17 protein-coding genes are annotated in these 12,395 nt (G+C 40.7%); 15 read left to right on the top strand and 2 right to left on the bottom strand.

Translation table 11 applies throughout. The annotated features are described in order from the left end of the window. The first annotated feature begins 2 nt into the window (after window positions 1-2). The 13 genes from rpsM to Q4550_RS21110 all read left to right on the top strand — a co-directional run bounded on the left by rpsM (window position 3) and on the right by Q4550_RS21110 (window position 9,528). Window positions 3-368: a 30S ribosomal protein S13 gene (gene rpsM, locus Q4550_RS21170; RefSeq protein ID WP_048313347.1), complete on the top strand. Its 366-nt coding sequence runs from the start codon at window positions 3-5 to the stop codon at window positions 366-368. A gap of 16 nt (window positions 369-384) precedes the next feature. Beyond that, complete coding sequence (gene rpsK / locus Q4550_RS21165; protein WP_048313348.1) at window positions 385-780, top strand: 30S ribosomal protein S11; 396 nt, start codon at window positions 385-387, stop codon at window positions 778-780. Between the two features lie 244 nt (window positions 781-1,024). Then, complete coding sequence (locus tag Q4550_RS21160; protein WP_194220306.1) at window positions 1,025-1,969, top strand: DNA-directed RNA polymerase subunit alpha; 945 nt, start codon at window positions 1,025-1,027, stop codon at window positions 1,967-1,969. A 47-nt stretch (window positions 1,970-2,016) separates the two neighbouring features. Beyond that, window positions 2,017-2,379: a 50S ribosomal protein L17 gene (gene rplQ / locus Q4550_RS21155; RefSeq protein WP_098445995.1), complete on the top strand. Its 363-nt coding sequence runs from the start codon at window positions 2,017-2,019 to the stop codon at window positions 2,377-2,379. Window positions 2,380-2,682: 303 nt separating this feature from the next. After that, a complete protein-coding gene (locus Q4550_RS21150) occupies window positions 2,683-3,522 on the top strand; it encodes an energy-coupling factor ABC transporter ATP-binding protein (RefSeq protein ID WP_303535825.1) in 840 nt (279 codons plus the stop codon). After that, complete coding sequence (locus Q4550_RS21145; protein WP_303535824.1) at window positions 3,498-4,367, top strand: energy-coupling factor ABC transporter ATP-binding protein; 870 nt, start codon at window positions 3,498-3,500, stop codon at window positions 4,365-4,367. Before Q4550_RS21150 ends, Q4550_RS21145 begins: the two co-directional genes overlap by 25 nt. Further along, complete coding sequence (locus Q4550_RS21140; RefSeq protein WP_194220309.1) at window positions 4,364-5,161, top strand: energy-coupling factor transporter transmembrane component T family protein; 798 nt, start codon at window positions 4,364-4,366, stop codon at window positions 5,159-5,161. The genes Q4550_RS21145 and Q4550_RS21140 overlap by 4 nt, the downstream gene beginning before the upstream one ends. Window positions 5,162-5,172: 11 nt before the next feature. Next, window positions 5,173-5,913: a tRNA pseudouridine(38-40) synthase TruA gene (gene truA / locus Q4550_RS21135; protein WP_303535822.1), complete on the top strand. Its 741-nt coding sequence runs from the start codon at window positions 5,173-5,175 to the stop codon at window positions 5,911-5,913. 170 nt (window positions 5,914-6,083) lie between these two features. Next, complete coding sequence (gene rplM, locus Q4550_RS21130; RefSeq protein ID WP_048313355.1) at window positions 6,084-6,521, top strand: 50S ribosomal protein L13; 438 nt, start codon at window positions 6,084-6,086, stop codon at window positions 6,519-6,521. A gap of 19 nt (window positions 6,522-6,540) precedes the next feature. Continuing rightward, complete coding sequence (rpsI, locus tag Q4550_RS21125; RefSeq protein ID WP_048313356.1) at window positions 6,541-6,933, top strand: 30S ribosomal protein S9; 393 nt, start codon at window positions 6,541-6,543, stop codon at window positions 6,931-6,933. A 193-nt stretch (window positions 6,934-7,126) separates the two neighbouring features. Beyond that, on the top strand, window positions 7,127-7,564 hold the full coding sequence (locus tag Q4550_RS21120; protein ID WP_194220311.1) for a DUF2521 family protein: 438 nt from the start codon (window positions 7,127-7,129) through the stop codon (window positions 7,562-7,564). A gap of 82 nt (window positions 7,565-7,646) precedes the next feature. Beyond that, window positions 7,647-8,360, top strand: coding sequence for an N-acetylmuramoyl-L-alanine amidase CwlD (cwlD, locus tag Q4550_RS21115; protein ID WP_303535818.1), 714 nt, complete (start codon window positions 7,647-7,649; stop codon window positions 8,358-8,360). A 133-nt stretch (window positions 8,361-8,493) separates the two neighbouring features. Next, a complete protein-coding gene (locus tag Q4550_RS21110) occupies window positions 8,494-9,528 on the top strand; it encodes an Mrp/NBP35 family ATP-binding protein (RefSeq protein ID WP_194220313.1) in 1,035 nt (344 codons plus the stop codon). Between the two features lie 43 nt (window positions 9,529-9,571). Here Q4550_RS21110 and gerD read toward each other — a convergent pair whose 3' ends face one another. Then, a complete protein-coding gene (gerD, locus tag Q4550_RS21105; protein ID WP_283153198.1) occupies window positions 9,572-10,207 on the bottom strand; it encodes a spore germination lipoprotein GerD in 636 nt (211 codons plus the stop codon). 149 nt (window positions 10,208-10,356) lie between these two features. Here gerD and Q4550_RS21100 point away from each other — a divergent pair, with 149 nt between their 5' ends. Next, window positions 10,357-10,959, top strand: coding sequence for a KinB-signaling pathway activation protein (locus Q4550_RS21100; RefSeq protein WP_283153197.1), 603 nt, complete (start codon window positions 10,357-10,359; stop codon window positions 10,957-10,959). Window positions 10,960-10,993: 34 nt separating this feature from the next. Here Q4550_RS21100 and pdaB read toward each other — a convergent pair whose 3' ends face one another. After that, window positions 10,994-11,752 (bottom strand): polysaccharide deacetylase family sporulation protein PdaB, encoded by a 759-nt coding sequence (pdaB, locus tag Q4550_RS21095; protein WP_194220316.1) that lies wholly within the window; start codon window positions 11,750-11,752, stop codon window positions 10,994-10,996. A gap of 119 nt (window positions 11,753-11,871) precedes the next feature. Between pdaB and Q4550_RS21090 the strand changes: the two genes are divergently transcribed. Then, window positions 11,872-12,096 carry a hypothetical protein gene (locus Q4550_RS21090; protein WP_194220317.1) on the top strand — a complete coding sequence of 75 codons (225 nt, stop codon included), beginning with the start codon at window positions 11,872-11,874 and terminating at the stop codon, window positions 12,094-12,096. Window positions 12,097-12,395 lie beyond the last annotated feature (299 nt).

Below are 12,395 nucleotides of genomic sequence, written 5' to 3'. Positions count from 1 at the left end.
TAATGGCACGTATTGCTGGTATTGATGTTCCACGCGAAAAGCGTATCGTAATCGCGTTAACTTACGTTTATGGAATCGGTAAAACAACTGCGAAACAAGTTCTAGTTGACGCTGGTGTTTCTGAAGACACTCGTGTACGCGACTTAACTGAAGAAGAGCTCGGAAAAATCCGTGAAGTAGTAGACAAAATTAAGGTTGAGGGTGATCTTCGTCGTGAAATCTCACTTAACATTAAACGTCTAATCGAAATCGGTTCTTATCGTGGTATCCGCCACCGTCGTGGTCTTCCTGTCCGAGGTCAACATACGAAGAACAACTCTCGTACTCGTAAAGGCCCTCGCCGTACAGTAGCTAACAAGAAGAAGTAAGGGAGGTAATTAACAAATGGCTAAACAACGTAAAGCAAATACACGTAAAAAGCGCGTGAAAAAGAATGTTGAGAGTGGAGTAGCTCATATCCGTTCCACTTTTAACAACACAATCATTACGATTACTGATACTCACGGAAATGCGATTTCTTGGGCAACTTCCGGAAACATGGGCTTCAAAGGTTCTCGTAAGTCTACTCCATTCGCTGCTCAAATGGCTGCTGAAACTGCAGGTAAAACTGCACAGGAGCACGGCATGAAAACTGTAGAAGTTTCTGTTAAAGGCCCTGGTGCTGGTCGTGAAGCTGCTATTCGTGCACTTCAAGCTGTAGGTCTAGAGGTTACTGCGATCCGTGATGTAACTCCAGTACCTCATAACGGCTGCCGTCCGCCAAAACGTCGTAGAGTCTAAGGTAGTAGAGAGTTCAAAAACGTAGATGTTCCCTTCGGGAGAATGCCTGGTTTTGAACAATCTCTTATGGAAAGATTCAATCTATCGGTATACAATTGATGAACATGTCAATAATGATAATGTATAAATTGTTGACGGTTGACGAATCATAATTAGGTTGTTGGTATTTGAACCACCTAAGGGGATTATTCGGTTAGACAGCATGTCTAACCGAAGTTCGACGTTTTGAAGGAGGGTTTGTTGGATGATCGAAATCGAAAAGCCAAAAATTGAAGCGGTAGCTATCAACGAGGATGCAAAATACGGTAAGTTTGTTGTAGAACCATTAGAGCGTGGTTATGGAACTACCCTGGGTAACTCCCTTCGTCGTATCCTGTTATCTTCACTTCCTGGTGCTGCTGTCACATCCGTACAAATTGAAGGAGTACTCCATGAGTTCTCTACAATTGAAGGCGTACATGAAGATGTAACAACTATCATTCTCAATCTTAAGAAGTTAGCTATGAAAGTTTACTCTGAAGAAGAGAAGACTTTGGTTGTTGATGTACAAGGACCAGGAACGGTAACAGCAGGAGATATTACTCATGACAGCGACGTGGAGATCTTAAACCCTGACCTTCATATTGCTACCCTTTCTGCTAGTGCCCGTTTCCAGATGCGAGTTACTGCAATTCGTGGAAGAGGCTATGTACAAGCGGAAGGAAACAAAAATGATGAACAGCCAATCGGTGTAATTCCGGTTGACTCGATCTTCACACCTGTTTCTCGTGTTAACTACCAGGTTGAAAACACTCGCGTTGGCCAGGTAACAAATTATGACAAACTAACCCTTGATGTTTGGACAGATGGAAGCATTCGTCCTGAAGAAGCTGTATCTTTAGGCGCAAAGATTTTAAATGAACATTTAAACATTTTTGTTGGTTTAACGGACCAGGCTCAAAATGCTGAAATCATGGTCGAAAAAGAAGAGGATCAAAAAGAGAAAGTGCTTGAGATGACTATCGAAGAGCTTGATCTTTCAGTTCGTTCATACAATTGCCTGAAGCGTGCTGGCATTAATACAGTTCAAGAATTGACTCAGAAGTCTGAAGAAGACATGATGAAAGTTCGTAATCTTGGACGTAAGTCACTTGAAGAAGTACAAGAGAAGCTTGAAGAGCTTGGGCTTGGACTTCGTAACGAAGAATAGATATTTAAAGTTGTTGATTTTATAAACAACAAAGGAGGGAATACTTCATGGCATACCAAAAGTTAGGTCGTACTAGTGATACGCGTAAAGCGCTATTCCGTGACCTTGTTACAGATTTGATCATCAATGAACGTATTGAAACGACAGAATCAAAGGCGAAAGAACTTCGTTCTTTCATCGACAAAATGATTACGCTTGGTAAACGCGGAGATCTTCACGCACGTCGTCAAGCAGCTTCTTTCATCCGTAACGAAGTAGCGGATCAAGAAAGCGGTCAAGATGCAGTTCAAAAACTATTCAGCGATATCGCTCCTCGTTATGCTGAGCGTCAAGGCGGTTACTCTCGTATCCGTAAACTTGGACCACGCCGCGGTGACGGTGCTGAAATGGTTATCATCGAGCTAGTATAAGACGCACTTGATTAAAAGGGCGGGACAGGATCTCGACATTGGATACTGATTCTATGCCCTTTTTTCGTGCGTTTTTTTGTTTGAATCGCACAAATTCAAGTGGTTATTTGCTGCTTGCCATTAAAAAAAGCCTGGCAGATGCCAGGCTTTTTTTATAGGATAAGTACAGTTAATATCACGCACTAAAAAGCTTATTATACTGATAGGAAAAAGCGGCGGTTCCATCTGCCCGCCTTTTTTTCGCACCAGTATATTGCCTGAAGCGATCACCGCTTGAAATTAGCAGAGGCAGGAGGAACGAGTATGGAAGAACTAATCACCGTTCAAAACGTATCCTTTCGGTATCAGGAAGAGCAACCCCATGTATTGCATGATGTGTCATTATCTGTTCATAAGGGTGAATGGCTAGCGATCGTGGGACATAATGGTTCTGGGAAGTCGACACTTGCAAAACTTCTAAATGGGCTGCAAATTCCCGAAAAAGGCGATGTTACCGTAGAAGGATATAACAGTAGAGATGAGGAAAGTATTTGGGAAATTAGAAGAAGAGTGGGGATCGTATTTCAAAACCCAGACAATCAGTTTGTAGGTACGTCTGTGCGTGATGATGTAGCTTTTGGTCTTGAAAATAACGGAATGGCACGCGAAAAAATGTTGGAGCGCATCCATGAGAGTGTGAATAAGGTGCGGATGGCGGATTACCTTGATCAAGAGCCACACCGTCTCTCAGGTGGTCAAAAGCAACGTGTAGCGATTGCTGGGATTATTGCCTTAAGACCATCCATTGTCATCTTAGATGAGGCCACTTCTATGCTAGATCCAGCTGGTCGTAAAGAAGTGCTTCAAACGATGCGTGAGCTTAAAGACGAAGAAGGCATGACGGTGATCTCTATCACTCACGATCTCGAAGAAGCTGCACAAGCTGATCGATTGATCGTCATGAATGCAGGAGAGGTCATTGATGAAGGTCTTCCTGTTGATGTGTTTAAGAAAGGTGACATGCTTGAGCAAATTGGTTTAGATTTGCCGTTTCCACTTCAGGTGCAGCGAGCACTCAGTGAGAAAGGCTATGATTTCTCAAAGCTTACTTTATCTCAAGAGGAACTGGTGAATGAGCTATGGACATTACAATCAAAGATTTAGAGCATTCTTATGGTAGAGGGACTCCTTTCGAAAGAAAAGCGCTCTCTGAAATATCGTTATCTATCCCAGCACGTACTTTCCAAACGATTATTGGGCATACCGGCTCAGGCAAATCAACACTGATCCAGCATTTAAATGGGTTACTTAAACCTACAAAAGGGAGCATTCAGATTGGCGACTTTTTGATTCGAGCTGGTGAGAAAGAAAAACGCCTAAAAGCCCTAAGAGAGCATGTAGGGATCGTTTTTCAATATCCAGAACATCAGTTGTTTGAAGAGACTATAGAGAAAGATATTATATTTGGTCCTCGTAATTTTGGAGTATCAGAAGAAGAAGCGAAACAGCGTGCAGCGAGGTTAATTGAACAAGTGGGACTTGATCAATCATACCTTAGCCGTTCTCCGTTTGATTTGAGTGGTGGCCAAATGCGCAGAGTAGCTATTGCAGGAGTACTAGCGATGAAACCATCTATTCTAATTCTCGATGAACCTACTGCTGGACTAGACCCTAAGGGGCGACGGGAGATTATGAGTCTCTTCTATCGTTTACATCAGGAGGAGGGACTCACTACGATTCTAGTGACCCATAGCATGGAAGATGCAGCGCAGTATTCCGATGAGATCATCATAATGGAAAAGGGCGGTGTGGCACTTCAGGGGAAACCTGAGGAAATTTTCGCTAATTCCGATGCGTTGAAGAAACTAAGTCTTGATGTACCAGAAACTGTTAAGTTCATTCATCGGCTAGAAGAACGCTTTAATCTCAGTCTGCCAAAGAGTGTATTTACTCTCGATGTGGCAGTTGATGCAGCCCTGTCTATTTTGCAGAAAGGAGATGATTCTTGATGCAAAATATTATTATTGGTCAATACGTCCCAGGTCAATCCTTCATCCATAAACTTGATCCAAGAGCGAAGTTGCTAACGGCGTTTCTATTTGTTATTATCGTTTTCTTGGCTAACAATTGGATTACCTACGCATTACTTGGTGGTTTTACACTTCTAGCGATCCTGGTATCCAAATTACCATTGCGCTATATCTATAATGGTTTAAAACCAATTTTACTTGTTATCATTTTAACGTTTCTTCTTCATGTGTTTTTAACGAAAGAGGGACCGCTGCTGTTTGATTTTGGTTTTCTTGAAGTTTATGAAGGTGGCTTGAAGCAAGGTGTATTTATTTCACTCCGGCTATTGTTTTTAATCATGATTACTTCCTTGTTAACTCTGACGACAACGCCTATTGATATTACAGTAGGTATTGAAACGTTACTTGGACCTATGAAAAAAATTGGTCTTCCTGTTCATGAGTTTGCTCTCATGATGTCTATTGCTCTTCGGTTTATTCCGACGCTTCTGGAAGAAACTGAGAAGATTATGAAAGCACAATCTGCACGGGGGGCGCAATTTTCTAGTGGACCAATTAAAGAACGATTGAAAAGTATTGTTCCTTTGCTAGTACCTCTCTTTGTAAGTGCATTTAAGCGTGCTGAAGATCTTGCTATGGCAATGGAGGCTAGAGGATATCGTGGGGGAGAAGGAAGAACTAGCATCCGATTACTGAAGTGGTCAGGAAAAGATACAGCCTTATTTCTTATCCTCCTCCTTCTATGTGTTAGTTTGCTGCTTCTAAGAAGTTAGGAGAGAATGTGATGCAACGAATAAAAATGACCCTCTCTTATGACGGGACGGCTTTTAATGGTTATCAAATTCAGCCAAATGGCCGCACAGTTCAAGAGGAAGTGCAGTGCGCCCTGAAGCAGATGCATAAAGGCGCCTCTATTCCGATTACCGGATCAGGAAGAACGGATGCTCGGGTGCATGCTCACGGGCAGATTATTCATTTTGACACCCCGCTTTCGATTCCTTCTGAAAATTGGACACGGGCATTAAACGCTCAGCTCCCACAGGATGTGAGGGTTTTACACACTGAAACCGCTCCTAGCGATTTCCATGCGAGGTATGATGTCGTTCGCAAAACCTATCAATATCGAGTGCATAATCGTGCAGCTTCAGATGTTTTTAGAAGAAACTATGCCGTACATGAACCTCATCCGCTCAATGTTAAAGAGATGAGGCGTGCAGCCGCTCACCTCATTGGGGAGCATGACTTTACATCCTTTTGTGCTAGTAAGACTGATGTGAAGAATAAAGTGAGGACCATCTACCGAATAGAAATTGAGCGAATTCAGGATGAACTCGTTTTTACCTTTGAAGGAAGCGGCTTCCTATACAATATGGTTCGCATTTTAATGGGGACATTCCTTGAGATAGGGAGAGGGCGGCGCTCAGCGAATGAATTGGTGTCCATTTTAGAAGCAAAGGATCGAAACACAGCGGGAAAGACGGCACCACCACATGGGCTTTATTTATTGGAAGTCTCTTATAGGTAAAAAAGGAAAGAAAGTTACCAAACACTTGACATTTTCGCCCCAGTATTATAAGATATTCTTTGGTATTTCTACATCCACTTGCCCCGGATTTAGAAATCTGACTGACAACTGACAATGAAAATTCTGTGCTAGTTTTAAAATAAATTGGATTGATTTTAGGAGGGAAACTCATGCGTACAACATTTATGGCTAAAGGCCACGAAGTAGAACGTAAATGGTACATCGTTGACGCTGAAGGTCAAACACTTGGCCGTCTAGCAAGTGAAGTAGCAGCGATCCTGCGCGGTAAAAACAAAGTAACTTTCACACCTCACGTTGACACTGGTGATCATGTGATCATCCTTAACGCTGAGAAAATTGAACTAACTGGTAACAAACTTAATGACAAGATGTACTACCGTCATAGTGGACACCCAGGTGGTTTGAAATCAAGAAATGCTCTTGAAATGCGTACTAACCGTTCTGAGCAAATGCTTGAACTTGCAATCAAAGGTATGCTTCCAAAGAACAGCCTTGGTCGCCAAATGATTAAAAAGCTTCATGTATTCGCTGGTAGCGAGCACAATCACCAGGCACAACAGCCTGAAAAATACGAACTAAGAGGATAATTAAAAGGAGGGAATTAACTTGGCACAAGTACAATACAACGGCACTGGCCGACGTAAAAACTCTGTAGCACGCGTACGTTTACTTCCTGGTAACGGACGTATGGTTATTAACAACCGTGAAATCGATGACTATTTCGATCTTGAAACACTTAAGCTTATCTCTAAGCAACCACTAGTTGAAACTGGTACTGAAGGCACTTACGATATTTTCGTAAATGTTAACGGTGGTGGATTCACTGGACAAGCAGGCGCAATTCGTCACGGTATCGCTCGTGCACTACTACAAGCTGATCCGGAATCACGCGCAACACTTAAGAGTGCTGGCTTCCTAACACGTGATGCTCGTATGAAAGAACGTAAAAAATACGGTCTTAAAGCAGCACGTCGTGCACCTCAGTTCTCAAAACGTTAATATGGTTTTCAAAACCTCTGGCCTATGGCCGGGGGTTTTTTTGTATTTAGAAAAGATTTGCTACTATGGTCTTTTTAACAAAAGACTTGAGAATTATTCATTATGAAGCCTGAATGAATTACCAATTTATTTGCTGTATACTCCCCAACTCTTGAGTGAGACTAAAACAATATGATTCGAGAGGATGGGTGAGATGGACAACGTTATTACTGTATTCAAGGAACGTCAGCGTCATAAACGCCTTGAATTCGAACGACGAGTGTTGATTGAAATTTCATTGAAAGAGTTATCGGATAACATAAGAGAACTGTTTTCTCCATTTTTCTCAGAGGCTATTCTGTATAAAGGTGATGTGGAGAATGTTTGTATGGACATTGCGATTGAAGCGTATTTACTTGGTGCTGAGTATAGCAAGTTTTCTTATTATGGAGAATCAATGTCGACAGCGCATAAACGGTGCTTCAAATTAGAGAAAGCATTAATTGAAGCGTTGTTTGATTATTGGCTTTTCTGGAAAACGTCAGCGGTTTACGAAGAATCATTACAAATTACGTGTGATGTATTTGTTTCGAATTGGTGGAAAGCAGGCTATGAAAAAGGAACGATGAGGCGTCGACTTCGATTACAATAAATTGCTTAAGTTCTATGACTAATTCAGCTACCCGTCCCATATAGATAAGATAGGACAAAATAAGGGGCGGTGTTAGTGGGATATGAAAAAGTGGTATAAGCGATTTGGCGTTGCCACTGGAATCATCGTGCTGTTATTTATTATTAATTACAAATTCGCTATTGATTCTTCTTGGGATGCCTGGCATCTTCCTTTATCAGGACAGGTCATTGTCATTGACCCTGGACATGGAGGGGCTGATGGAGGAGCTGTTGGTGATAACGTAGTTGAAAAAGATATTGCGTTAACGATCTCTCTTAAGTTAAGAGATTATCTCCAAGAAGCGGGAGCACTTGTTATTATGACACGTGAGACGGATACAGATTTAGCAGCAGATGGAACAAAGGGACTTAGCAATCGAAAAGCTGAAGATTTAATAAAACGAGTTGAGTTGATTAATGAGGGAAGTAACGATCTTTTTGTGAGTATTCATCTAAACGCGATTCCATCTTCTAAATGGAGTGGCGCTCAAACGTTTTATAATCCTGTTAATGATGAGAGTCAGGCCATATCTCGTTTTATTCAGGCTGAAATTAAGCGAAACCTGGAAAACACGAATCGACTGGCTAAAAACATGGATAGTGTATATTTACTAAGAGAAGCTGAAATTCCAGGAGCTCTTGTTGAAGTTGGTTTCCTTTCTAATCCAACTGAGAGGGAGTTACTAAATACTGAAACTTATCAAAATAAAGTCGCAGCCTCTATTTATCAGGGCATTATTCGATATACGACAAATGAGCCAGTACCGGAGGAATAAAGAAAATACTGGCTCGTTTTACGTTCTATACTCTTCCATTGATTTGGTATATCCTTCAAGCACCGAAGTCAAAACTCTCTGAATGATATGTTATACTAGCAATGTAATCGAATTCAGAGAAGGTGGTGCCTCCATGTTAACGAAAGATCAAGTCGTTGAATTACTACAAAAGGTGCAAGATCCTATTTTACATAAAAGTATCACGATTCGTGATGTGAAAACGAAAGAAGGCTATGTCAGTGTTAAGGTTGCTCTTGCTCAAACTGAATCAGCTGAGCAGATGAAGGTGCAGCAAGAAATCGTCAACACTTTAAAAGGCGAAGGGGCCGAATCTGTTGGATTGCGATTTGAACAGTTAGCGGATGAAGAGCTTCCTGAGGGAACGTCTGCTAATCCTGACCTCCCGTCGTTGCTTTCTCCAGAAAGTAAAACACAGTTTATCGCAGTGGCAAGTGGAAAAGGTGGCGTAGGTAAATCAACTGTTACCGTAAATCTTGCAACGTCACTTGCCCGTCTTGGAAAAAAGGTCGGCATTATCGATGCAGATATTTATGGATTTAGTGTACCGGATATGATGGGGATTGAAACAAGACCAAAAGTGGAAAACGAAAAAATCTATCCCGTTGAGCGGTTTGGCGTTAAAGTAATGTCTATGGCCTTTTTCGTAGAAGATAACGCTCCTGTTATTTGGCGTGGTCCAATGCTTGGGAAAATGCTGAACAACTTCTTTAGTGAAGTAGATTGGGGAGAGTTAGATTACCTGCTTCTAGATTTACCGCCAGGAACGGGAGATGTAGCACTTGATGTTCATACGATGCTTCCGGCTTCAAAAGAGATCATTGTGACCACTCCTCATGCCACAGCAGCTTTTGTAGCTGCGAGAGCGGGTGCTATGGCGCTTAAAACGAAACATGAAGTGCTTGGTGTTGTTGAAAACATGTCTTACTTTGAGAGTAAAGTAACAGGCGAGAAAGAATATGTGTTTGGTCAAGGTGGAGGCGATAAGTTAGCTTCCGAGTTAACAACTGACATTCTTGGTAGACTTCCTCTTGGGCAGCCAGATTTTAATGATGAAGAATTTGCACCTTCTGTTTATCAAGAAGATCATCCGATCGGACAGCAATATCTCCACATTGCACAAGAAATCTTAAAAAGAACAGCAAAATAATAATAAAAGGACATGCGAGCGCATGTCCTTTTATTATGCAGATTTATTTCTGACCAGAATTTGATCCTTCGCCACTATCTGATTCGGTATTGTCTGTGTTTTCGTCTTTCTTATTACCGCTTTCAGATGATTTTAGTTGTTCAGAAGTAATTCCAGTTAACATTTCCTGGATTTTGGCCTGGAATAACGGACTTTCAAATGTTTCGGATATAAGGTCTTTAATTTGCTGTCTCGATTGTTTACTTTCGAGTAGTTGTAAATAATGTTTTTCCATTACCGGATCTTGCAAGAGATCCATCATTTTTTCCTGGTATTCTGGATCATCCATCAGTGATTTAAATAATTTCTCATTTTCACTTTGAATGTTCTTGGCAAAGTTCTCAACGAACGCAGGATCTTTCAGCATTTCTTGCCAGTAAGCTTTTCCTTCTTCAGTTGTTAGTACTTTTTGTATGGTTTCTTTCACAAATGGCTGTTCCATAACAAGTTGTTTTTTTATTTCTTCATCTGACATGACTTCTTGAATTGCTTTCTTGCCATCATCTGATTTAAGTAGATCGACAAGCATCTTTTTCGTTTCTTCGTAATTAGCCTGAGATCCTTCAGCGGAACCCGAGGCACATCCGGTTATTAAAAGAATGGTTAATCCAAGAGCAAGCAGTTTGAATCCATGACTCATAAGTCTGTGCTCCTTTCTCGAGGTGTTAACCTTAATATTAGGCGAAACTGTGAATTTATACCCGGTGAATAAAGGAAGGGTGGCAATTTAAAAGTGGCATTGGTACAATTCAACATAGAAGCACCATTAACGTTTACGGGGGTTTGATTTTGAAAACAAGAAATCTTGTTTACTTATTTTTTACAACCCTTCTGATTGGATCAACAGCAGGTATGCTCACAGGGATTGTTTTAGATTGGTCACAGTATTGGACGGATCTGAAAAATGGAGAATTTGTTTCGTTCCTCATTGTGATACTCTGGTTACTGGGAGTATCTAGTATCTTTAGTTTGATTAGTCAGATGGGATTCTTTGCCTATTTAACAATTCATCGTTTTGGTCTTGGTATCTTTAAATCAGTAAAGCTTTGGAATACGGTACAAGTCGTACTTATTGCTGTCGCTCTATTCGATCTTGTCTACTTCCGCTACGCTGTTTTTGCTGAAAAAGGAGAGAGTATTCTAAGTTATATTTTGACCGCTCTTTTTATTTTGATTATTGGATTGGTAACAGCATATATTAAGCAAAAAGAAACGAATAAGCAGGCCTTTATTCCAGCTCTTTTCTTTATTGTTGTTGTAACCATTCTTGAGTGGATTCCTGGCCTGCAAAGTAATGATCCAAAGTGGCTCTGGCTTATTTTGGTTCCACTATTGGTGAGTAATGTATGGCAATTGCTAACACTTCATCGATTAATTCGAAAAGAAGCTTAATACACAAAAGCAGCTCTCCTAATCGGAGGGCTGCTTATTTTACTTCCTTGGTATTTATTTTTGCATTAGATACGAGTTCACTGACTGTGACAAAAGAATAGCCTTCCTTTTTTAGAAGAGAGATCATTTCTGGGATGGCTTCAACTGTTTGTTTAGCGGAATCAGATGCATGCATAAGAATGATATCTCCCGGATCAGCTTGTGTTGTTACATTCTGAACAATTTTGTCTACTCCAGGGTTTTTCCAGTCTTCTGAATCCAGACTCCAATGAATGACTGTGTAATTAAACTTCTCAGATAGAATAAGAACACGTTTATCAAAGTTTCCATTTGGTGGTCTTAGTAATTCTGGTTGGTCATCTGTTACTTTTTTGATTGCTTCATTAGAACGAATAATGTCCTTTTTTATTTCCTCGTCCTTCATTGATGTATAGTTCTCATATCGATATCCAAGGTTCCCGATTTCGTGTCCATCTTTTGCAATTTGCTCGACAATTTCAGGGTGGCGTTCAGCCCAGGCTCCCGAAATGAAGAATGAGGCTTTCACTTTATTTTGTTTTAGCTCTTCAAGAATAGGTAGAGCTTTTGTCTCGCCCCAACTAATATCAAAGGTTAATGCAAGACGTTTATCCTCGCTTTTCACGTGATCAATTGCGAGCGGGACGTTGTTATTTGTAAATACAGCGAGGTCCCCACCTTCAATAAAAAGAATAATTGCAGCAAAGAAAGCGGCTGTAACTATAATCAGTCCTTGCTTTATTCGCATGCCATTCCAAATCCAAAAAAACCTCATCATGCACCCCCTTTGTCCCATTCATATGCGAAAAGTTTCTTAACTATGTACAAACTCTAGAGGAGACACATATTTCTTAAAAGCTTAGGTCATACTGGTTTGAGGAAGGAGAGGTTCAGATGATTGGATTCTTAGTAAACTTTAAAGAGATGAAGGAAATCGAATACTTACTTAAAAGAGAAATGGAAGAGCTACTGTTAGATCTGGATAACAATCGAATCGATGGACTAATTAAAAGAGCGATGGAAGAACGATATCACCTTCTATTAGGTATCTATAAAAGAACGGCTACAGAAGCGGAGATTTCGAAGTATAGGCGGATTTTGAAAAAAAGTACAAATTAATTTAAAATACCCCTTGCCAAATAGTACAACTACCTGTATATTTATATAGGTCGCCGCAACAACGCGGTTGACGCCAAAAAGATTTTCAAAAAAGTTATTGACGCTGACGAAGTTAATATGGTATATTAATAAAGTCGCTGAAAACGACATTGAAAGAAAAAAATTGATCTTTGAAAACTGAACGAAACGCCATGTAAGTAGTTGTTTCTACGGAAACAAAACATTGTTTTAAAAGCTAGATTAAGCTTTCTATCGGAGAGTTTGATCCTGGCTCAGGACGAACGCTGGCGGCGTGCCTA

This window comes from Anaerobacillus sp. 1_MG-2023 (assembly GCF_030547345.1).
Lineage (GTDB): Bacteria > Bacillota > Bacilli > Bacillales > Guptibacillaceae > Guptibacillus > Guptibacillus hwajinpoensis_B.
Note: the sequence above shows the minus strand (reverse complement) of the source record. Positions and strands in the feature narration are given on the sequence as shown.